The organism is Kineococcus halophytocola (assembly GCF_041276425.1).
GTDB lineage: Bacteria > Actinomycetota > Actinomycetes > Actinomycetales > Kineococcaceae > Kineococcus > Kineococcus halophytocola.
Genome location: NZ_JBGFTU010000024.1, coordinates 1 through 21454 on the forward strand (window position 1 = coordinate 1; position 21454 = coordinate 21454).

19 protein-coding genes are annotated in these 21454 nt (G+C 76.6%); 11 read left to right on the top strand and 8 right to left on the bottom strand.

The features are described from left to right. Window positions 1-61: 61 nt before the first annotated feature. Entirely contained in the window at window positions 62-955 is an 894-nt protein-coding gene (locus AB2L27_RS17485; protein WP_370442774.1) for a DNA/RNA non-specific endonuclease, read from the bottom strand. Window positions 956-1114: 159 nt separating this feature from the next. Here AB2L27_RS17485 and AB2L27_RS17490 point away from each other — a divergent pair, with 159 nt between their 5' ends. Together AB2L27_RS17490 and AB2L27_RS17495 are read left to right on the top strand one after the other, a co-directional pair. Continuing rightward, on the top strand, window positions 1115-1795 hold the full coding sequence (locus tag AB2L27_RS17490) for a hypothetical protein (RefSeq protein WP_370442775.1): 681 nt from the start codon (window positions 1115-1117) through the stop codon (window positions 1793-1795). A 110-nt stretch (window positions 1796-1905) separates the two neighbouring features. Beyond that, window positions 1906-3576, top strand: a complete 1671-nt coding sequence (locus tag AB2L27_RS17495; protein ID WP_370442776.1) for an acyltransferase — start codon at window positions 1906-1908, stop codon at window positions 3574-3576. 13 nt (window positions 3577-3589) lie between these two features. Here AB2L27_RS17495 and AB2L27_RS17500 read toward each other — a convergent pair whose 3' ends face one another. Both AB2L27_RS17500 and AB2L27_RS17505 read right to left on the bottom strand, forming a co-directional pair. Next, entirely contained in the window at window positions 3590-5194 is a 1605-nt protein-coding gene (locus tag AB2L27_RS17500) for an N-acyl-D-amino-acid deacylase family protein (RefSeq protein ID WP_370442777.1), read from the bottom strand. 40 nt (window positions 5195-5234) lie between these two features. Continuing rightward, complete coding sequence (locus AB2L27_RS17505; RefSeq protein ID WP_370442778.1) at window positions 5235-6506, bottom strand: type III PLP-dependent enzyme domain-containing protein; 1272 nt, start codon at window positions 6504-6506, stop codon at window positions 5235-5237. 114 nt (window positions 6507-6620) lie between these two features. Here AB2L27_RS17505 and AB2L27_RS17510 point away from each other — a divergent pair, with 114 nt between their 5' ends. Genes AB2L27_RS17510 through AB2L27_RS17520 form a run of 3 tightly spaced genes read left to right on the top strand, consistent with a single transcriptional unit; the run spans window position 6621 to window position 8316 of the window. Next, window positions 6621-7583: a sugar kinase gene (locus tag AB2L27_RS17510; protein WP_370442779.1), complete on the top strand. Its 963-nt coding sequence runs from the start codon at window positions 6621-6623 to the stop codon at window positions 7581-7583. Further along, window positions 7580-7912, top strand: a complete 333-nt coding sequence (locus tag AB2L27_RS17515; protein WP_370442780.1) for an IclR family transcriptional regulator — start codon at window positions 7580-7582, stop codon at window positions 7910-7912. The genes AB2L27_RS17510 and AB2L27_RS17515 overlap by 4 nt, the downstream gene beginning before the upstream one ends. Then, complete coding sequence (locus AB2L27_RS17520) at window positions 7909-8316, top strand: RidA family protein (protein ID WP_370442781.1); 408 nt, start codon at window positions 7909-7911, stop codon at window positions 8314-8316. Before AB2L27_RS17515 ends, AB2L27_RS17520 begins: the two co-directional genes overlap by 4 nt. Before the next feature lie 19 nt (window positions 8317-8335). On the opposite strand, the gene AB2L27_RS17525 is transcribed toward AB2L27_RS17520, so the two are convergent. Further along, window positions 8336-9736 carry a putative bifunctional diguanylate cyclase/phosphodiesterase gene (locus AB2L27_RS17525; protein WP_370442782.1) on the bottom strand — a complete coding sequence of 467 codons (1401 nt, stop codon included), beginning with the start codon at window positions 9734-9736 and terminating at the stop codon, window positions 8336-8338. 78 nt (window positions 9737-9814) lie between these two features. Continuing rightward, window positions 9815-10447 carry a histidine phosphatase family protein gene (locus tag AB2L27_RS17530; protein WP_370442783.1) on the bottom strand — a complete coding sequence of 211 codons (633 nt, stop codon included), beginning with the start codon at window positions 10445-10447 and terminating at the stop codon, window positions 9815-9817. Window positions 10448-10494: 47 nt separating this feature from the next. Between AB2L27_RS17530 and AB2L27_RS17535 the strand changes: the two genes are divergently transcribed. The 6 genes from AB2L27_RS17535 (at window position 10495) to glpK (ending at window position 17513) form a co-directional block, all read left to right on the top strand. After that, the gene (locus tag AB2L27_RS17535; protein ID WP_370442784.1) at window positions 10495-11565 is read left to right on the top strand and encodes a substrate-binding domain-containing protein; all 1071 of its coding nucleotides are present in this window, start codon (window positions 10495-10497) and stop codon (window positions 11563-11565) included. Window positions 11566-11599: 34 nt separating this feature from the next. Next, window positions 11600-12640, top strand: coding sequence for a hydroxyacid dehydrogenase (locus AB2L27_RS17540; RefSeq protein ID WP_370442785.1), 1041 nt, complete (start codon window positions 11600-11602; stop codon window positions 12638-12640). Between the two features lie 11 nt (window positions 12641-12651). Continuing rightward, entirely contained in the window at window positions 12652-14571 is a 1920-nt protein-coding gene (locus AB2L27_RS17545; protein ID WP_370442786.1) for a DUF2264 domain-containing protein, read from the top strand. A gap of 11 nt (window positions 14572-14582) precedes the next feature. Continuing rightward, window positions 14583-15110 (top strand): beta-class carbonic anhydrase, encoded by a 528-nt coding sequence (locus tag AB2L27_RS17550; protein WP_370442787.1) that lies wholly within the window; start codon window positions 14583-14585, stop codon window positions 15108-15110. A gap of 83 nt (window positions 15111-15193) precedes the next feature. Beyond that, window positions 15194-15949 (top strand): IclR family transcriptional regulator, encoded by a 756-nt coding sequence (locus tag AB2L27_RS17555; protein WP_370442788.1) that lies wholly within the window; start codon window positions 15194-15196, stop codon window positions 15947-15949. A gap of 40 nt (window positions 15950-15989) precedes the next feature. Next, window positions 15990-17513, top strand: coding sequence for a glycerol kinase GlpK (gene glpK / locus AB2L27_RS17560; RefSeq protein ID WP_370442789.1), 1524 nt, complete (start codon window positions 15990-15992; stop codon window positions 17511-17513). 15 nt (window positions 17514-17528) lie between these two features. Here the strand turns inward: glpK and AB2L27_RS17565 are convergent, their stop codons facing one another. From AB2L27_RS17565 to kdpC, 3 genes are read right to left on the bottom strand one after another with little or no spacing between them, the layout of a single operon-like run. Further along, window positions 17529-18209: a response regulator gene (locus AB2L27_RS17565; RefSeq protein WP_370442790.1), complete on the bottom strand. Its 681-nt coding sequence runs from the start codon at window positions 18207-18209 to the stop codon at window positions 17529-17531. Further along, complete coding sequence (locus tag AB2L27_RS17570) at window positions 18206-20830, bottom strand: DUF4118 domain-containing protein (protein WP_370442791.1); 2625 nt, start codon at window positions 20828-20830, stop codon at window positions 18206-18208. Before AB2L27_RS17570 ends, AB2L27_RS17565 begins: the two co-directional genes overlap by 4 nt. Window positions 20831-20863: 33 nt before the next feature. Then, complete coding sequence (gene kdpC / locus AB2L27_RS17575; protein WP_370442792.1) at window positions 20864-21454, bottom strand: potassium-transporting ATPase subunit KdpC; 591 nt, start codon at window positions 21452-21454, stop codon at window positions 20864-20866.

Consider the following 21454-nt stretch of genomic DNA (forward strand, 5'->3'; position numbering starts at 1 on the left):
GTCCTGGTGGGCCCCGCGGGACCGCGCCCGTCGTCGTCCCCACCCCGTCCCGGTGGCCGGTTCACAGGAGCAGGTCGCCGGCCCCGGCCAGGGGGCGCCAGGCGGGTACCGGGTCCCCGGCCGGGCGGGCGGCGGCCGGGACGAGCACCGGCATCCGGTCGGCCGCCACGAGCGGACCCAGGTCCAGCGCGGTGAGGTCGCCGATGTCCTCCACCGGCACCTGGAACGTGCGGAACCCCCCGAGCTCGGGGACGTCGTGCGCCTGCGCCCGCACGACCTGCTCCACCAGGGGCGTCTGGTCCAGCACGAACCCCGCGCTCGCCAGGACCGGTCCGCCGGGGTCCGCTCCACCCGGCCCGACCGGCTGCGGCAGCAGGTAGGCGGCGATCTTGTAGAACCGCCGCGGGATCCGCACGCCCCGGTACTGCGGGTCGTCGTCGGCGAACACCGGGCCCGTGACGACGACGAGCCGGGTGCCCCACCGCCGGGCGTGCGCGAGGACGTGGTCCTCCAGCCCCAGCCACAGCTGCATCGACTGGTTGAACCGCGCGGCCTGCGGGGCGGCGTTGGTGTAGGCGAACGTGTCCGCGTCCGCCCGCGCCGCCTGCGGGCCCCAGCCCGCGTCGCGCCGGCGCACGAGGTGGCCGCGGTCGAGGTCGTTGCGGGCGTAGAGCTGCGCCCCGGCCTGCTCGTCGGGGGCCAGGCGCGGGTCGAGGAACCACCCGTCGCCGCGGCGCGGGACGTCCACGAGCGCGGCGCCGTCCACGGCGACGACGGTGGCGGCCGCGAGCCGGCGGTCGGGCCGGTGCACGACCGAGAAGTGCGTGTACGGCAGGACGACGACGGGGGCCCCGTCCAGCGGGACCGGCAGCGGGACGGGCGGGCCCGGGGCGAGGAAGCGCGGGTCGTAGCCCGTGCGGTGCGACAGGTCGGGCACGTCGGCGGCGTGGGTCACCCGCCCCACCCTGCCCCCGGACACCGGCCTGTTCCCCGTCCGGCGGGTGACGGGCGGGTGACCATCGGACGTCGGCCCGGCGGGGATCGCCTTGACCAGACCCATCACCCTGAGTAAACAAGGTTGAACAACCTGTCGAGAGGGCGGTCCCACGTGCGCGTGACCCGGGCGGTCGCCCTGCTCCCCGTGCTGCCCGGCGACCTGGCGGCGCTGGAGGACAGCCTCGACCACCTCATCGAGGCGGCCGACGAGGCCTCGGCCGCGGGGGTCGCGACGACGCTGCTCATCACGACGTCCGCCCCGGCGGCGGCCACGGCCCGCGTCCTGGCCAGCTGGGTCCCCCTGCTCGACCTGCTCGACGACGTCGACCTGCAGGTCGAGCACCACCCCGGGCCCGGACCGGCCGTGGACCGGGACGTGGACCCGGCGGCGGAGGTGGTGCGACTGCTGACCCGGGCCGCCGAGGGTCTGCCCCTGCGCCTGCCCGACACGGCCACGACCGTCGTCCTCACGAGCACCCCGGACGTCGCGGTCGGCCCGGACTGGATCACCGAGCACGTCCGGCACCACCGCGCCGGCGCCACCGCCACCACCGGGCCGGTGCGCCGGGTCTCCCCCGCCGCGGCCCCCGGGGACCACCGGCACGACACCGTGGCCAACCTCGCCGTGCGGGCCGACCTGCTGCCCGCCGGCGCGCTCGCCGTCCTCACCGCGCTCGGCGGGCCCGGGGGACACGACGGGGGACACGACGGGGGGCACGACGGGGGGCGCACGACCCTGGTCCACGCCCTGACCCCCGTCGTGGCCAGCCCGTCGGTCACGATCCCGGCGTCCCCCTGACCCTCCCCCCGCGTTCCCCGGCGGCCGCCACCCGCAGGCCCCTGCCGGTGGCGGCCCACCGGTGCTAGGTTTTCGGCAAGCGCTTACCTACTCCACCGGCGGAGGTCCCGATGACCAGTGGCCCGGACGTCGAGGTGCGCGGGGCGCACGGGTTCGACGTCGAACCGTGGCGGTTCCGGCACGAGGCCACCGACGCCGAGCGCGCGGCGCAGGCCCGCTACACCGCGGCGCACGCCTGGCGCCTGGGCACCGACGCCTTCGTCAGCCCCTTCGCCGCGGTCGAGACCGAGGACCTCGCGCTCGGTGACCGCAGCTACGTCGCCGCGCACACCCACCTCAGCGGTTCCGTCGCCCTGGGCCCGGACTCCACGGTGAACCACGGGGCCGTCGTGCGCGGGACCGTCCGCGGTGGCTCCGGGGTCCGCATCGGGGCGCACACCTCGCTGCTGGCGTTCAACCACGGCACCGCACCGGGCACCGAGGTGTTCCGGCAGCCGCTGACCTCGCGGGGGATCACCGTCGGGGACGACGTGTGGATCGGTTCGCACGTCGTGGTCCTCGACGGGGTGACCGTGGGCGACCACGCCGTCCTGGCCGCCGGGGCCGTGGTGACCAAGGACGTCCCGGCCGGGGCGATCGTGGGCGGGAACCCCGCCCAGCGGATCCGCTGGCGGGTCCCCCCGGCCGGTGCCGACGAGGTCACCGGTGACCTCGCCGGTGACCTCGTCGGTGCGCTGCAGCGGTTCGAGCGGCGCGCCCGCGAGCAGGCCGGTGACGTCCTCGCCCGCTGCTGGGACCCCGCCCTGCCCGGGGGGCAGTTCCTCGACCGCCCCGGGGCGGGACCGACCGTGCGCGCGCAGTGCGACGCGCTGGAGGTCGCGGCCCTGCTCCTGGACGGCGCCCCGGCCCAGCTCCCGCTGGAGGACCAGCTGGACCGGCTGCAGTCGTTGCAGGACAGCGGGAACGGGTTGGTCCGCCGGTTCGGCGCGGACGGTTCCCCCGTCCCGGGGACCCCGGACCCGGACGACGGCGACGTCCTGTACCACGTGCTGTGCGTCGGGTACGCGCTCGACCTGCACGGGCGCCGGTTCCACCACCCCGTGCACCACGTGGCGCGCACCTCCCCCGCCGACCTCGTCGCGGCCCTGGACGGCCTGCCGTGGTCGACGCGGGCCTGGGGGGCCGGGGCGTGGGTCGACGCGGTCGGCACGGCGCTGCGCTGGAACCTCGACCTCGGTGAACCCGGCGTGCCCGGGACCGCGGAAACCCTGTTCGGCTGGCTGACGCTGCGCTGCGACCCCCGCACGGGCGCGTGGGGCACCGCACCGGCCGGCGAGGGCGCGCTGCAGGTGGTGAACGGGTTCTACCGCGCCTCGCGCGGGACGTTCGCGCAGTTCGACGTGCCGCTGCCCCACCCCGACCGCCTCGTGGACACCGTGCTGACCCACCTGCGCGACCAGCGGTTCTTCGCCCCCGACCGGCGCAACGCCTGCAACGTCCTGGACGTCGCGCACCCGCTGTGGCTGGCGGGCCGGCAGACGGCGCACCGCCGCGAGGAGGTCGTCACCGCCGCCCGCGGGCTGCTGACCGGGGCGCTGCGCACGTGGCGGGACGGGGCGGGTTTCGCGTTCGCCGTCGGCCGCGAACCGGGGTTGCAGGGCACGGAGATGTGGCTGGCGATCGTGTGGCTGCTCGCCGACCTGTGCGGCGTCTCCGACGTCCTGGGGTTCCGCCCGCGCGGCGTGCACCGGCCCGAACCCGCCCGCGCGCTGCACCCCTGACGCCGCACACCGGCTACGGGGCGACGGTGCGACCGGGCGTCCGGTGCCGCAGGGCGCGCCCGGGGACGGCGTCCGTGCGCACCCCGTCGGACACGACCGGGACTCCCCCCACGAGGACGTGCGGGATCCCGACCGCGGGTTCCCGCGGCTCCTGGAACGTCGCCCCGGCGGCGACCGTGGCGGGGTCGAACAGGACGAGGTCGGCGACGGCCCCCGGGCGCAGGACGCCGCGGTCGCGCAGCCCGAGCCGGCGGGCCGGCCGGGAGGTCAGGTGCGCCACGCACTCCTCCAGGCCCAGGACCCCCTCCTCGCGCACGTAGTGGCCGAGGTAGCGCGGGAACGTGCCCCATGCGCGCGGGTGCGGTCGCGCACCCACGAGCAGGCCGTCGCTGCCGCCGCAGTGCCGCGGGTGCCGCATGATCGCGCGCACGTTCTCCTCGTGGCCGACGTGCTGCAGGACCGTGGTGCCGAGGCGGTCGCGGCGCAGCACGTCGACGAACACGTCGAACGGGTCGGCGCCGCGCGCACGGGCGACCTGCGCGATCGTCGCGCCGACGATCCCGGACAGCCCGGGGTCGCGCACCCCGGAGACCTGCAGGGTGGCCCAGTCCGCGACGACACCGTGGCAGCCGTCGGACCCCTGGACCTCCAGCGCGTACCGGATGCGCCGCAACGCCTCCGGGTCCCGAAGGCGTTGCAGCACCGCGGCCGGGCCCCCGGCCGAGGCCCAGCTCGGCAGGACCGCGGCCAGCGTCGTGGAACCGGGCAGGTAGGGGTAGGTGTCCAGGGTGACGTCGAGGCCGTCGGCGAGCGCGGCGTCCACCAGGGCCAGGAACTCCCCCGCGCGCCCGGCGTTGACGGCGAAGTTCATCGTCGCGTGCGTCAGGTGCAGCGCCACCCCGGACCGGCGGGCGACCTCGACCACCTCCGCGTACGCCGCCAGCGCCCCGCGGCCGTAGGAGCGCTGGTGGGGGGCGTAGAAACCCCCCGCGGCGGCCACGACCTCGCACAGGGCGACGAGTTCGTCGGTGCCGGCGAACATCCCGGGCACGTACGTCAGCCCGCTGGACATCCCGAACGCCCCGTCGGCCATCCCGGCCGCCACGAGCTCGCGCATCCGCACGAGCTCGGCGGCGGTCGCCGGGCGGTCCTGCGTCCCCACGACGACGGCGCGGACGGTCCCCTGCGGCACGAGGTAGGCGACGTTGACGGCGGCGCCGCGGTCCACGCGGTCCAGGTACTCCCCGACGGTGCGCCAGTCCCACTCCAGGTCGGGCACGCCGTTCCAGCCGGCGAGCTGCTCGCGCAGCACGGCGAGGGCGGCGTCGTCGACGGGGGCGTAGCTCAGCCCGTCCTGCCCGAGCACCTCCGTCGTGATGCCCTGGGTCGTGCGGGCCAGGTGCCCGGGGTCGGTGAGGACGGCGAGGTCGGAGTGGGCGTGCAGGTCGATGAACCCCGGCGCCAGGACGAGCCCGCGCGCGTCCAGGACCCGCGCCCCGGCGGTGGTCCCGACCTCGCCCAGTGCGGCGATGCGGCCCTCGACCACGAGCGCGTCACCGCGGCGCGCCGGTGCCCCCGTGCCGTCGACGAGGGTGGCGCCGCGGACGAGGAGGTTCACCCGGACCTCACCCGGAACTCACTCAGGACTCACCCGGGACTCACCCGAACACCGTGCGCACCCAGTCGACGAGCACGGGCTGCGGGGCGAGCGCGTCGTCGACGACGGGCAGCAGGCCCCACCGGTCGAAGGCGGTGCAGGGGTGGGAGATCCCCAGCCGCAGCACGTCCCCGACCCGCAGGTCGACGCCCGCGCCGAACCGGACGAAGGCGTGCTGGTCGTTCAGGGCGCTGACCGTGCACCCGGTGAGGTCCTCGGTGTCGCCGTCCCCGCCGCGGCGCACGGCCTGCACGACGGGCAGCCCCTCGTCGAACGGCAGGTCGCGCTTGCCGGCGTCGGCCAGGGCCAGCCCGGGTTCGGGGCGGGAGACGACGCGCACCCACCCGTGCAGCGCCGAGCGCAGACCCCCCGACCGCAGGCGGTTCACGGGCGTGACCTGCCGGTAGAACCCGTCGTCGTGCCCGACGTAGGCCCCCGAGCGCAGCACGACGCGGACCCCGCCGGCGGGGTCGTGCAGACCGGCCAGGCCCTCGACGACGACGTCGTAGTAGGCGCTGCCGCCCGCGGAGACGACGAGGCCGCCGGGGACGTCGGCCGGGTAGGTCCCCTCCTGCACCAGCCGCCGGTGCAGGGCGGCGAGGTCGGCGACCCAGGACCGGACGGTCCGCAGGCTGCCCGCGGAGGCGTCGTGGGCGAGGGCGCCCTCGTACCCGGCCACCCCGGCCAGCCGCAGCCCGGGCGTGGCGCGGACCGCGCGCGCGACGTCGACGGCGGCGTCCAGGGACCGGGCCCCCGTGCGGCCACCGGCCCCGCCGAGCTCGACGAGGACGTCCAGGGGCTGGGCGGCCCCGCGCACGTGCGGGGCCATCCGCGCCACGACGTCCACCCCGTCGGCCCACACGAGCACGCGCCCGGACCGGGGCGCGGACAGCCAGCGCAGCACCGCGGGGTCGAGCACGGGGTAGGCGGCCTGCACCCAGTCCACGCCCTCGCGCAGGGCGACCGAGACCTGCCAGGGCGTCGCGACGGTCAGGCCGATCGCCCCGGCCGCGAGCTGCTCGCGCCACAGCGAGGGCGCCATGCTCGTCTTCCCGTGCGGGGCGAGGTCGACGCCGACCTCGGCGGTCCACCGCGCCAGCGTCGCCACGTTGTCCGCGAGCGCCCCGGCGTCGAGGGTCAGCAGCGGGGTGGGCAGCTCCTCCAAGCGGGGCCGGCGGGCGGCGAACTCCGCGGCGTCCTCGCCCCAGGCCGTGACGGGCACGGCCTTGGACCGGGGGTCCAGGGGTCCGAGGTGGTGCGCGTCGTAGGCCACGGGCCCTCCCCTCGCGGTGCACCCGTCGCGGTGCACCGTCGCGGTGCACCGGTTGCGGTGCACCAGGTGCAACGGTCGTTGCACGTGATCGTCACGCCGTTCTAGCATCGGCCCGTGCCCGGGTCAAAGGTCCACACCCCTGCGACCGGACCGGTCGTGTGCGTCGGGGAGGCGCTCGTCGTGCTCACCCCGGCCCACGACGTCCCCCTGGCCGCGGCGGACACGTTCACCCGCACCGTCGGCGGCGCCGAGCTCAACGTCGCGCTGACCCTGGGCCGGCTCGGGGTCGACGTGGCCTGGGTCTCCCGCCTCGGCGACGACGGGTTCGCCGAGCACGTCCGCGACCTCGCGACGCAGGCGGGCGTCGACGTCAGCGCCGTGGCCACCGACCCCGCCCGCCCGACCGGGTTGTACGTCAAGGCCCCCGGCACGGCCGCCGACGGCTCGCGCCGTTCGCGGATGCACTACTACCGCAGCGGGTCGGCCGCCTCGGCCCTGTCCCCGGCCGACCTGGACGACCCGGCGGTGGCCGCCGTGCTGGACCGGGCCGCCGTCGTGCACGTCAGCGGCATCACCGCCGGGTTGTCGGAGTCCGCGGCGCGGTTCTGCGCCGCGCTGGCCGCCCGCGTCCACGCGGCCGGGGCGACGCTGTCGGTCGACCTGAACCACCGCCCCGCGCTGTGGCGCGACCGCGACGAGGCGCCCCTGCGGGACCTGGCCGCCTCGGCCGACGAACTCCTGCTCGGGGCCGACGAGGCCCGCGCGGTGTTCGGCACCGACGACCCCGCCCGGCTGCGCGAGCGGTTCCCCCGGGCCCGCCGGGTCCTGCTCAAGCAGGAGGAGCACGGGGTGCTGGTCCTGGAACCCGGCGCCCCGGACCGGCACGTCCCGGCCCTGCCCGTCGACGTCGTCGAACCCGTCGGCGCCGGGGACGCCTTCGCCGCCGGGTACCTCGCCGCGCGGAACCGGGAACTGCCCGTCGAGGCGTCGGTGGCGTTCGGGCACCGTTGCGCCGCAGCCGCTCTCGTCGTCCGCGCCGACCGGCCCCTCGACGTCCCGGCCCTGCCCGCACCGTGAGCCAGAGCGTGCTGCGGGCCCTGCGCGAGGAGGTCGGGCAGACCGCCCACGTCGCCGTCCTGGACGATCACGGCGGGCGGTGCCGGGCCACCTGCGTCGACGAGCCGGAACCGCGGGACGCCCCCGTGCGGATGGCCTCGCGCGTGGGGTCGCAGGCCCCGCCGCACCGCACGGACCGCACGCTCGCCGACCCCGCGCGGTGGCCGGCCGAACCGGCCGACGTCGCCGATCGCGGATGGACGCAGGAGCACGCCGAGAACCAGACGTCCGCGACCGCGGACATCGCCCGCGACCGCGGGTTCCGCCCCGACCCGGGAGTCCTGCCGTGAACCAGCCCAAGACCGCCGTCCGCACGACCGAGGCGCCCGCCCCCGCGCACACGTTCTCCCAGGGCGTGCGCAAGGGCCCGCTGCTGCAGGTCTCCGGCCAGGGCCCGGTCGACCCCGCCACCGGGGAGTACCTGCACCCCGGTGACGTGCGGGCGCAGACGTCGCTGACCCTGCGCAACGTGGAGGCCGTGCTGCGCGCGGGCGGGGCGGGCCTGGAGGACGTCGTGGTGCTGCGCGTGTACCTGACGACCCGGGAGGACTTCGCGGCGATGAACGAGGCCTACGGCGAGTTCGTGACGCGCACCTGCCCCTCGGGGGTCCTGCCGGCGCGCACCACCGTCGTGACGGGACTGCCGCGCGCGGAGATGCTCGTGGAGATCGACGCCCTCGCCGTCGTGGACTGAGACGTGGACTGAGACCGGGTCAGCGCAGTTCGACGGCGGCGCCGGTCAGCCCCTCGGCCCGCACCCACGCCACGGCCTCCTCCGCCGGCAGCGGCCGGGCGAAGTGGAAACCCTGCAGCTCGTCGCACCCCAACGCGCACAGGCGGTCCGCGGCGGCCACCGTCTCCACGCCCTCGGCCACGACGGTCAGCCCGAGCCGGTGGGCCAGGGCGATGACGGAGGAGACGATCACCTCGTCCTCGGGGTGGGCGGCCAGGTCCCGGACGAACTGCCGGTCGATCTTCAGCTCGTGCACCGCGAGCCCGCGCAGGTGGACCAGGCTCGTGGACCCGGCGCCGAAGTCGTCGACCGCGACGCGCACGCCCCGCTCGCGCAACCGGGCGACGGTGGCCCGCGCGCCGGCCGGGTCGTGGATGATCGCCGTCTCGGTGATCTCCAGGACGAGGTCGGCGGGGTTCCACCGCGTCAGGGCCAGGGCCTCCTCGACGATGCCCAGCAACCCGGCGTCCAGGCTGACGGCGGAGACGTTGACCGCCATCGACGTCTGCAGACCCTGCGCGCGCCACGTCGCCGCCTGGCGCAGCGCCGTGATGAGCACCCAGCGGGTGAGGGCGTGGATGAGGTGGGTCCGCTCGACGAAGGGCAGGAAGTCGGCCGGCAGCAGCACCCCGCGCACGGGGTGGTTCCAGCGCACGAGGGCCTCGAACCCCAGCAGGCGGCTGCCGTCGCCGGAGACCTTGGGCTGGTAGTGCAGGGCGAGCTGGTCGGAGTCCATCGCCGCGCGCAACTGCCCCAGCAGTTCCAGCGCCCCGCTCGAGTGCGGGTCGGTGGCCGCGTCGTAGCGCATCACCCCGGCGCGGGCCCGCTTGGCCGCGTACATCGCGGTGTCGGCGTGCTGCAGCAGTTCCCCCAGCGAACCGCCGTCCGCGCCGGAGACCGCCACGCCGATGCTGCCCTGCAGGTCCAGGGGCACCACCCCGGCGTGCAGGCCGCCGACGGCCAGCGCCGTGAGCAGCCGCTTGGCCAGGACCTCCAGCTCCCCGTCCTGCGGGTCGGGCACGAGGACGGCGAACTCGTCGCCACCGAGCCGGGAGATGGTGCCGCGTTCGGCGAGGGTGGCCGACAGGAGGCCGGCGACCTGGACGAGCACCTCGTCCCCGGCGGCGTGCCCGAGGGTGTCGTTGACGTCCTTGAACCCGTCGAGGTCCAGCAGCAGCAGGCCGAGGCGACCGCCGCGGGCGAGCAGGGGTCCGGCGTCCTCGTGCAGGGCCCGGCGGTTGCCCAGCCCGGTGAGCGGGTCGGTGCGGGCCAGGTCGGCCCGGACGCGGTCGCGCTGGCGCACCAGGACGGTCAGGGCCACCGCGGAGACCACCGTGACCAGGACGGCGACGGCCCAGGCGAGCGCGGAGGCGGGACTCACCCCTGTCCCATCGGCGGGCACGGCGCGGACGTGAGCCCGGGGCCGCGTCCGGGTCTGCGTCCGGGTCCGGCGCGGGCCTCACTCGCCCGGGGGGACGCTCCAGCGCTCCAGCACGCGGCGGCCGTGCTCGTGGCCCAGCCGGCCCCAGGTCCCGGCCTCCAGGGCGAACAGGGCGCCGGCCGTGGGCGACAGGCCGAGCCAGGTCGCCAGCAGGACCCGCAGGAAGTGCCCGTGCGCGACGAGCACGACGTCCCGGGTGTCCCCGCCGTCCCCGCGCTGCCCGCCGCCGGGGCCGGCGAGGGCCTCGGCGCGCCGCAGCACGCCGCGGGCGCGGACCGCGACCTGGTGGACGGTCTCGCCGGGGGTCTCCCCGGGCACCACCCCGTCGTGCCAGACGGACCAGGGCCGTCCCAGCTCGGCGGAGATCTCGGCCGTCGTGCGCCCCTCGTAGGCGCCGTAGTCCCACTCGACGAGGTCGTCGTCGACCCGCAGCCCACCGGGGGCCTGCCCCAGGCCGGCCAGGTCGGCCGTGCGCCGGGCGCGCTGGCGGGGGCTGACCAGGACGGCGGCCAGGTCGCGGCCGGCGAACACCGGGGCGAGGCGGCGGGCCTGGTCCTCCCCGACCGCCGTCAGCGGCACGTCGGTGCTGCCGGTGTGCTGCCCGGACAGGCTCCAGGCGGTCTGTCCGTGGCGGACGACGAGGATCGGCACCCCGGGAGGCTAGCGTTCGGCCGGTGACCGATGCGACGCCAGCCCCCGTGGACGGACCGGCAGCGCGGCGCGAGCGCATCGCGGCACTGGTCGCCGCGCGCGGCTCGGCCCGGGTGGCCGACCTCGCGGCGGAGCTGGGCACGGCCCCCGTCACGGTGCGCCGCGACGTGGAGGCCCTGGCCGCGGCCGGACGGCTGCACCGGCGCCACGGGGTCGTCAGCGCCGCCCGCCCGGACACCCCGGCCCTGGGCCGGGTCGTGGCCGTCGGGGAGCCGACCAGCTACCTGGGGGTCATCCTGCGCAGCGCCGACGCCGCCGTGGCCGCCCACGGCGGCCGGTACGTGCTGGAGGTGGCCCGGGACCAGGCGACGGCCGCGGCCGCGGTGCGCCGGGCGCTGCAGGCCCCGGACCTGGCGGGCATCCTCTACGCGCCGCGCTGGCGCTCGGCCGAGGACGTGGCCTCGGACCCGGTGGCCGCGGTGTGCCCGCCGCAGGTCCCCCTCGTCGTGGTCGAGCGGTTCGCGCCCCGCGGGTCGGCGCTGGCCGAGCGGGACGCGGTCCGCAGCGACCACGCGACCGGGGTGCACCTGGCCCTGTCGCACCTGCGGGCCCACGGGCACCGGCGCATCGTCGGGTTCTGCCGGGACGACTCCCCCTCGGCGCGGACCGTGCGCGGCTGCTTCCGGGACGCGCTGCGGTCCCTGGGCCTGCCCGTCCTGTCCGAACCGCTGCTCAGCTCCGACGGCTCCGACGCCGGCGGGACCGGCCGGGCCCCCGACCCCGCCGAGGCCGTCCGCCGCACGCAGGCCACGGCCGTGTTCGTGCACTCCGACGCCGACGCCCTCACGCTCGTCCCCCAGCTCGCCGGGGCGGGGTTGCGGGTGCCCGACGACGTGAGCCTGGTCGCCTACGACGACGTCGTGGCCGGTCTGGGCGACGTGCGGCTGACGGCGGTGGCCCCGCCCAAGCGGGAGGTGGGACGGGCCGCGGTGGAGCTGCTGGCGTGGCGCAAGGCCACCCCGGACGCCCCCTACCGGCACCTGGAGATCGCCCCGCACCTCGTCGAGCGGCACAGCGTCAGGCCGATCGAACGGTCTAGAACGATCGATCGATCTTGACGGGGCGGGGCCCGCGACGACAGGGTCCGGCACCATGATGCGCGCCGCGCTGGCGATGAGCCTGCCCACCTACGACCGGATCGTGGACACCTCGTTCCTGGACCGGCTGAGCCGCAGCGTCGACCTCGCCCCGGGGGTCCTGACCGAGTTCACCAGCCCCGCCGCGCTGGCCTCGCTGGCCGACGTCGACGTCCTCGTCACCGGCTGGGGCTGCCCCGTCCTGGACGCCGCGGCCGTCGCCGCGGCCCCCCGGTTGCGGGCCGTCGTCCACACCGCCGGGTCGGTGCGCGGGCACGTCACCCCGGCCGTGTGGGAACGGGGGATCGTCGTGTCGTCCGTGGCCGCCCAGAACGCCGTGCCCGTGGCCGAGTTCACCCTGGCCGTCGTGCTGCTGGCCGGCAAGGACGTGCTGGGGGCCACCCGCGGGTACCGCGCCCGGCGCGCCCGGCCGGGCGCGCCGGACCCGCTGAACCCCGGGAACCCCGGGAACTCGGAGAACCCCGGGAACCCCAGGAACCTCGGGAACTACGGGGCCACCGTCGGGATCCTGTCGGCCTCCCTCGTGGGCCGCCGACTGCTGGAACTGCTGCGGCCCTTCGACCTCGAACTCCTCGTCCACGACCCCTACGTCCCCGACGCCGACCTGCGGGCCCTGGGCGCCGAACCCGTCGGCCTGCTCGAACTCGCCGAGCGCAGCGACGTCTTCAGCATCCACACCCCGCTGCTGCCCGACACGCGCGGTCTCGTCGACGCCCGGGTGCTCGCCGCCCTGCGCGACGGCACCACCCTCGTGAACACCGCCCGCGGCGCCGTCGTCGACGCCGCGGCGCTGGAGGCCGAACTGCGCACCGGCCGGTTCACCTCCGTCCTGGACGTCACCGACCCCGAACCCCTCCCGGCGGACTCGCCCCTGTGGGACCTGCCGAACGTCGTGCTCACCCCGCACCTCGCGGGGTCGCAGGGCAACGAACTGCGCCGCCTGACGGCCGCCGCCGCGGCCGAGGTCGACCGGCTGGCCGCGGGACTGCCCCTGCACCACCCCGTGCCCCACCCCGCCCTGTCCCGCACCGCCTAGGAAGGCCCCCCGTGTCGCTGCTGTCCCAGGTCCCCGAGGACCGGGTCCTGTCCCCCCTCACCGGCTGGACCCGCGCCCACTGGCTGGCCGTGGCCGACGACCTGCTGCTGGCCGTCCGCCCGTGGGCCACGCCGGGTTTCGCCCGGATCGACCTGCCCGGTGAACCCTCGGCGGCGGGCTGGGTCTCCGACGGCCTGGAGGGTTTCGCCCGGACGTTCCTCACCGCCGCGTTCCGCGTCGCCGGCGCCGCCGGGGAGGACCCCCACGGGCACCTGGAGCACTACCGCCGCGGGCTGCTGGCCGGGACCCGGACCCCCGGTGCCGACGACGCCGAGTCCTGGCCCCCCGTGCGCTCGATCCACGACGGCGGTCAGCCCATGGTCGAGTCCGCCTCGATCGCCCTGGCCCTGGACCTGACCCGGGAGTGGTTGTGGGACAGCCTGTCCGACGCCGAGAAGGACCAGGTCGAGACGTGGTTGCGCCAGAGCCTGCGCCACGAACCCGCCCCGAACAACTGGTACCTGTTCCCCCTGGCCGTGGCCTCCTTCCTCACCGGGTGCGGCCGCGGGGACGAGGAGACCGCCCGCACGGTCGAGCGCGGTCTGGAACTGCTGGAGGGCTGGTACCGCGGGGACGGCTGGTACTCCGACGGCGACGGGCGGATGTTCGACCACTACGTCGGCTGGGCCATGCACCTGTACCCGGTGCTGCACGCGCACCTGCGGTCCGACGCCGCGCTGGCCGAGCGGTTCGGGGGCCGGTTGCGGGAGTTCCTGACCGTCTTCGGGCGCACGTTCGACGGTGACGGCGCCCCGCTGCACCAGGGCCGTTCCCTCACCTACCGGTTCGCCGCCGTCGGCGCCGTCGCCGGCGGGGCGGTGACGGGGGCGACCCCGTGGTCCCCCGGGGTCAGCCGGTCCCTGCTGTCCGGGGCGGTGCGGCACTTCCTGGACCGCGGCCCCACCGTCGACGGGCTGTACGTGCGGGGCTGGTACGGACCGCACGCCGCGAGCGTGCAGCCCTACTCCGGGCCCGGGTCGCCGTACTGGATGTCCAAGGGTTTCGTCGCGCTGCTGGCCCCGGCCGACCACCCGCTGTGGACCGCGACGGAGGAACCCGTCCCGGCCACCGGCCCGGCGCGCACCACCCCGGTGGCCCCGCCCGGGTGGCTCGTGCAGAACACCCCCGACGGGCTGGTCCGCGTGCACAACCACGGCGCCGACCACCACCGCCCCGGGCAGCCGACCGGGGTCGACCCGCTCTACGCCCGGCTGGCCTACTCCACCCGGACCGGGCCCACCACGACCGGGAACGTCGCCGACAACACGGTCCTGGTGCACCGGCCCGGGTTCCTCCCCGGCGCCCCCGCCGGCGGGGAGGGGGTGCGCGCCGGGTTCGAGCCCGTCGGCACCGGACCGGGCTGGGCGGCCAGCCGGCACCGGCCCGCCTTCGCCGGGATGGACCTGCCCCAGGCGCACGTCCTGTGCGTCGTGACCGCCCACGCGGCGTGGGAGGTGCGGGTGTTCGGCTGGGAGGCGGTCCCGCCGGGCACCCCCGTCTCGGCGACCGGCTGGGCGCTGGCCGCGGGACGTCCCGCGGACCTGTCGGCGCAGGTGTCCGGCTCCGCGGTCCGCCTCGACGGCGCGGGCCTGCAGTCCCGGTTCCAGGCCGCCGCCGGGTTCGAGACCGGTGACGTCGTGCGCGCCCCCGGCGGGACCGCCTTCGGCCGGTGGGCCCTGGTGCCCCGGTTGCGGGGCCTTGCAGACCGCTCCCCCGCCGTGGCCACCGCGGCGCTGTCGGCGGCGGACCCGGGCCCGGCCCCGCAGGTCACGGTCAGCGACCGGGAGGTCACGGCCGTCTTCGCCGACGGCATCCGGTGCCGGATCACCCTGCCCGCCGTCACCGGCGACGTTCCCGCCGTGCAGTGGTAAGACATGACGCCGTGGATCCCTTCGCCGACGTCCTGACCGCCAACGCCGAGTACGCCCGGACCTTCGTCGACGACGGCCGACCCGGGGTCGCCGGCGTCGGCCTGGCCGTCATCACCTGCATGGACTCGCGCATCTCCCCCCTGGACATGCTCGGGCTGGTCAAGGGGGACGCGAAGATCCTGCGCAACGCCGGCGCCCGCGTCACCGACGACACCCTGCGCACCCTCGTCCTGGCCCACTACCTGCTCGGGGTCGACCGCGTCCTGCTGCTGGCGCACACCGACTGCGGGATGACGAAGAACACCGACGGCGACGTGCACGCCAAGGTGCTCGCGCAGGGCGTGGACTCGCGCAGCATCGACTTCCGCACCATCGCCGACCAGCGCGCCACCCTCGTCACCGACGTCCAGCGCATCCGCTCCTGGCCGTTCCTGCCGCCGGCGATGCCGGTGGCCGGCGGGATCTACGACGTCCGCAGCGGCGCCATCGAGATGGTCGTGCCCGCCGACGCGGCCGCCGAGGCCCCCTCCCGGGACTGACCCGGCACCGGCTCGGCATGGGCCCGGCACCGGCTCGGCCCGGGCGGCTGGGCCTCGGCGCCGGGCTGGGCCAGGATGGCCCGGTGCCCGGGCCCATCCAGTCCATCGAGCGAGCGGTCGCCGTGCTGCGCCTGCTCGCCGGGGCGGGCCAGGGCCTGGGCATCGTCGACATCGGCAACGCCCTGGGGCTGGCCAAGACCACCGCGCACGGCATCGTGCGGACCCTCCTCGACGTCGGGCTCGTCGTGCAGGACGAGGACGGCTCCTACCGCGCCGCGCCGGACCTGTCGGACCTGGGCCGCCCGCGCATCGACGCCAACGACCTGCGCGCCCGCGCGGTGAACTGGGCCGACTCCCTGGCCAGCCGGACCGGGGAGTCGGTCCGGCTCGCCACCCTGGTCGAGGGGCGGGCCCTGGTCGTGCACCACGTCTTCCGGCCCGACGACAGCGCCCAGGAGCTGCGGACGGGGACCTCCCAGCCCGCGCACGCCTGCGCGCTGGGCAAGGTCCTGCTGGCCTGGGCCCCCGTGCGCCCCGACCGCCGGCGCCTCATCGCCCTGACCGGGCGCACGGTCGTCGACCCGGCCGCGCTGCGCCGCACCCTGGCCGCCGTGCGCGAGCAGGGCTGGGCCCTAGAGGTCGAGGAGGCCGTCCCCGGGGTGGCCGGTGTGGCCGCCCCGGTCCGCGACGTCGGCGGGATCGTCGTCGGGGCCATCGGCGTGGACGGGGACGTCGACCGCATCGTCGACGCCCGCGGTCGTCCCCGCGCCGGGCTCGTCCCCGCGGTGCGCCAGGCCGCGCGCTCGATCTCCCGCGGGCTCGGCGCGCGGGACCGGTGAACTCCGGTGGCCGGCGGGCCCGGTCGGGCAGGATGACGGCGTGAGCGAGCGCCGACCCGAGCACCAGGGCTACGTCGTCGCCATCGACCAGGGCACCACCTCGACCCGGTGCATCCTGTTCGACCACTCCGGCCGCCTCGTCGCGGTCGCCCAGCGCGAGCACCGCCAGCACTACCCCCGCCCCGGGTGGGTCGAGCACGACGCCGCGCAGATCTGGCGCACCGTCGCCCGGCTCGTGCCGCAGGCCATGGCCCAGGTCGAGGCCACCCCCGCCGACGTGGTCGCCATCGGCATCACCAACCAGCGCGAGACCGTCGTGGCCTGGGACCGGCGCACCGGTGACCCCGTGGGGCCGGCGGTCGTGTGGCAGGACACCCGCACGGCCGACCTCGTCGAGGAGCTGTCCGCCGCGGCCGGCGGCGCCGACCGGTTCACCGACGTGTGCGGGTTGCCGCTGACGACGTACTTCTCCGGCCCCCGGCTGGCCTGGATGCTGCGCGCCGACGCGGGGCTGCGGCGGCGGGCCGAGGCCGGGGAGGTCCTGTTCGGGACCATCGACTCCTGGCTGGTGTGGAACCTGACCGGCGGCCCCGACGGCGGCCGGCACGTCACCGACGTCACCAACGCCAGCCGCACGATGCTCATGGACCTGGCCACCCTGGACTACTCCGAGCAGATGCTGGAGGTGTTCGGCGTGCCCCGCCGGGCGCTGCCGCAGATCGTGCCCAGCTCCCAGGTCTACGGCCGGGCCCGGACCGTCGTGCCCGGCGCCGTCATCGGGGCGGCCCTGGGCGACCAGCAGGCCGCCCTGTTCGGGCAGACCTGCTTCTCCCCCGGCGACGCCAAGTGCACCTACGGCACCGGCAGCTTCCTGCTGATGAACACCGGCGCCGAGATCACCCGCTCCTCGCACGGGCTGCTGACGACGGTGGCCCACCAGGTCGCGGGCGAACCCCCCGTGTACGCGCTGGAGGGTTCGATCGCGGTGACGGGGGCGCTCGTGCAGTGGCTGCGCGACAACCTCGGCCTCATCTCCACCGCCCCGGAGGTGGAGACCCTGGCCCGCACCGTCCCCGACAACGGCGGCTGCTACTTCGTCCCCGCGTTCTCGGGGTTGTTCGCCCCGCACTGGCGCGCCGAGGCGCGGGGTCTGCTCATCGGCCTGACGGGGTACGTGACCAAGGGGCACATCGCCCGCGCCGCGCTGGAGTCGACCGCGTGGCAGACGCGCGAGGTCGTCGAGGCGATGGACGCCGACGCGGGGTTGCGGTTGCGTTCCCTGCGCGTCGACGGCGGCATGACGTCGAACAACCTGCTCATGCAGACCGTCGCCGACGTCCTGGACGCCCCCGTGGTGCGGCCCATGGTCAGCGAGACCGTCTCGCTCGGCGCGGCCTACTCCGCCGGGCTGGCGGTGGGTTTCTGGCCCGACCGCGAGGCGTTGCGCCGCCGCTGGCACCGGGCCGGGCAGTGGACGCCGGCGATGGAACCGCAGGTCCGCGAGCGCGGGTGGCAGGACTGGCAGGAGGCCGTACGGCGGACGTTCGGGTGGATCCGGCACTGACCGGACGCGGCGGCCTCACAGTTCGAACCGGTACCCCATCCCGGGTTCGGTGATGAGGTGCCGCGGGGCGGAGGGGACCTGTTCCAGCTTGCGGCGCAACTGACCCACGTACACCCGCAGGTAGTTCGTCTCCCGCCCGTAGGCCGGCCCCCACACCTCCCGCAGCAACTGCGCCTGGCTGACCAGCCGGCCCGCGTTGGTGACCAGGACCTGCAGCAGGTGCCACTCGGTGGGCGTGAGCCTGACCGGTTCCCCCTCGCGCGCCACGGTGCGGCGGGCCAGGTCGATGTGCAGGCCACCGGCGTCGACCACCTCCGCGGGCCGGTCCCCGCCGCCGGCCCCGCGGCGCACCGCGGCCCGCAACCGGGCCAGCAGCACGTCCATCGCGAACGGTTTCGTGACGTAGTCGTCGGCTCCGGCGTCGAGGGCGTCGACGGCGTCGGCCGAGGCGGTGCGGGCCGTGAGCACGATGATCGGCACCGGGCTCCAGCCGCGGATACCGGCCAGGACCTCCAGGCCGTCCAGGTCCGGCAGCCCCAGGTCCAGCAGGACGACGTCGGGGTGGGTCGAGGCGGCCGCCTCCAGCGCGGCGGCGCCGTCGGCGGCCACCGTCACGTCCCAGCCGCGGGCGCCGAGGTTGATCGACAGCGCCCGCCGCAGACCGGGTTCGTCGTCGACCACGAGGACTCTGCTCACGCCACCGATCCTGCCGCAGCCCCGGCGGGTCCGGCGGGCCCGGTGGCTCCGGCGGCCGGGTCGGGACCGGCCAGCGGCAGGTCCAGCACCATCGTCAGCCCGCCCCCGGGGGTGTCCTCGGCCTCCAGCCGTCCCCCGACGGCCTCGGCCAGCCCGCGGGCCACGGCCAGGCCCAGCCCCAGCCCGTCGGTCGTGCGGTCACCGAGCCGCTGGAACGGGGTGAAGGCGCGCTCCTTGGCGGCCCCGGGCAGCCCGGGGCCGTGGTCGACGACGAGCAGCCGGGCGGCGCGGCGGCCGTCCTCGGTCGCCACCACCGCGTGCACCTGCACGCCGCCGGGACCGGCGCCCGCGCCGTGCCGGACCGCGTTCTGCGCGAGGTTGGCCACGACCCGTTGCAGCAGCCCGGGATCGGTGCACACTGGCGGCAGGTCGGCGGGCACGTGGACGTCCAGGCCGGGCAGGTCGCGCACGGCGGCGGCCACCACCTCCTCCAGGTCGACGACGACGAGCAGGGGTTCGACGACCCCGCTGCGCACGCGGGTGAGGTCCAGGAGGTCGTCGATGAGGCCCTGCAACCGGTCGGCCGAGGTCCCGACCTCGGCCAGCAGTTCGGCCCGCACCTCCTCGGGCAGGTCGATGTCGGTGGCCCGCAGGCTGTCCAGGGACGCCTTGAGGGTCGCCAGCGGGGTCCGCAGGTCGTGCGAGACGGCCGTCAGCAGGGCTCCGCGGACGGCCTCGCCCTCCTCCAGCCGGCGCACTTGGGCGGCCTCGGCCCGCAGCCGCTGGCGCTGGCGGACCGCGGCGACCTGCGCGGCGAACACCTCCAGGACCCGGCGGTCGCCGGCGACGAGCAGCCGGCCGCGCAGCACGAGGCAGGTGCGCTCGTCCACGACGACCTCGGTGTCGGCCTCGGACGGCTGGGAGCAGACCGGGTCCCCCGCGGCGCCGGCCACCGTCCACGGCGCGTGCTCGTCGGCCCGTTCCAGCAGCGTCACCGAGTCCACCGCGAAGGTCTGCCGGGTGTGGCGCAGCGCCTCGCTCAACGGGTCCACCGCCAGCAGGGCCGTGCGGGTCAGGACCGACAGCGCCTCGGACTCCGCGCGGGACCGCTGGGCGTCGCGGGTGCGCCGGGCGGCGGTGTCGACGAGCGTGGAGACGGCCAGGGCGACGAGCAGGAAGACGGCCAGGGCCACGGCGTTCGCGGGCTGGGCGATCGTCCACCGGTGGACGGGCTCGGTGAAGAACCAGTTGACGGCCAGCCCGGCGGTCAGGGCCGCGGCCACCGCCGGCAGCACCCCGCCGACGAGGGCGGCGCCCACGACGACGACGAGGAAGACCATGAGGTCGGTCGAGAGGTCCTGGCGCGGGAACACCAGGAGCAGGGCGGTGACGGCCAGGGGGCCCAGGACGGCCACGACCCAGCCCAGGACCCGGCGCGAGGCGGACAGGGCCGCCCGGGCCGGTCGGGGCAGCCCGAACGGCCGGGCCTGCGCCTCGTGGGTCACCACGAGCACGTCGATGGCCCCGGACCCGCGCACGACCGCGTCCCCGACCCCCCGGCGCACCAGGGACGTCAGCGGCCGGTGCCGGCTGGCGCCGACGACGACCTGGGAGGCGTTGACCCCGCGCGCGAACTCCAGCAGCGAGGCGGCCACGTCCTCCCCCACGACCTGGTGGTAGGTGCCCCCCAGGGCCTCGACGAGGTCGCGCTGCTCGGCGAGGCGGGCCGGGGAGCTGCGCACGAGCCCGTCCCCGCGGGCCACGTGCACGGCGTGCAGTTCCCCGCCGGCGCCGCGGCCGGCGAGGCGGGCCGCGCGCCGGACGAGGGTGGCGCCCTCGGGACCGCCGGTGAGGGCGACGACGACCCGTTCGCGGGCCGGCCAGGTCGCCTCGATCCCCTGCTGGGCGCGGTAGCGCTCCAGGCCCTCGTCGACGCGGTCGGCCAGCCACAGCAGCGCCAGTTCGCGCAACGCCGTGAGGTTGCCGGTGCGGAAGTAGTTCGACAGGGCCGCGTCCACCCGGTCGGAGGCGTACACGTTGCCGTGCGAGAGCCTGCGCTGCAGCGCCTCAGGGGTCATGTCGACGAGCTGGACCTGCTCGGCGGCGCGCAGCACGGCGTCGGGGACGGTCTCGCGCTGCTCGATGCCGGTGATGTGCTCGACGACGTCGTTGAGGGACTCCAGGTGCTGGATGTTCACCGTGGACACGACGTCGATCCCGGCGGCCAGGATCTCCTCCACGTCCTGCCAGCGCTTGGCGTGGCCCCCCGCCTCGACGACGCCGGGGGCGTTGGTGTGGGCCAGTTCGTCCACGACGACCACCTCGGGGCGCCGGCGCAGGACGGCCGCGACGTCGAGTTCCCCGACGTCGAGACCGCGGTGCCCCACCCTGCGGCGCGGCAGGACCTCCAGCCCCGCCAGCAGGGCCTCGGTCCGTTCCCGGCGGTGGCACTCCACGAGACCGACCACCACGTCCGTGCCCCGGTCCAGGCGCCGGTGGGCCTCGTCGAGGGCGGCGAACGTCTTGCCGACCCCGGGGGCGGCCCCGAGGAAGACCCGCAACCTCCCCCGGCGGACGAACTCGCTGCGCGGGGAGGGGGCCGGCCGGGTGTCGGGGTCCACCCCCGCAGTCTGCGGCACCATCGCGGCGGGCCCTCAGGAGGTGAGCCGCTGCAGGGCGAGGTTGAGCTGCAGGACGTTGACGACCGGTTCGCCGAGGAACCCCAGGGGGCGGTCCTCGGTGTGGTCGGCGACGAGGGCGGCCACCCGCTGCTCGTCCAGCCCGCGGGCCGCGGCGACCCGGGCGACCTGCTGGCGGGCGTGCTCCGGGGAGATGTCCGGGTCCAGGCCCGACCCGGAGGCGGTGAGGGCGTCGGGGGCGACGTCGGCCGGGTCCGTCCCGTCGGCCGCCGCGACCGCGGCGCGGCGCTCCTGGACGGCCGCCAGCAGGTCGGCGCTCTCCGGCCCGAGGTTCGACGCGCCGCTGGACGTCGGGTCGTACCCCTCACCCGCGGCCGAGGGTCGCGGCCGGAACCACTCCTCGCCGGTGAACTCCTGCCCGATGAGCGCCGAGCCGACGGGCCGGCCCCCGCTGGACAGGATCTGCCCGTCGGCGCGGCCCGGGAGGAGGCGGCCGACGCCGAAGACGGCCAGCGGGTAGAGGAGCCCGAGCACCACGGTGGCCGCCAGCAGCAGCCCCAGGCCGGTGCGCGCCTGGCGCAGGAGGTTCGTGAACGTCAGGGACAT

What these genes read in the sequence shown, in the direction of transcription:
- AB2L27_RS17495 (WP_370442776.1), top strand. Translation starts at nt 1,906, where the DNA reads ATGACCAGTGGCCCGGACGTCGAGGTGCGCGGGGCGCACGGGTTCGAC.
- AB2L27_RS17540 (WP_370442785.1), top strand. Translation starts at nt 11,600, where the DNA reads ATGATGCGCGCCGCGCTGGCGATGAGCCTGCCCACCTACGACCGGATC.
- kdpC (WP_370442792.1), bottom strand. Translation starts at nt 21,454, where the DNA reads ATGTCCCTGACGTTCACGAACCTCCTGCGCCAGGCGCGCACCGGCCTG.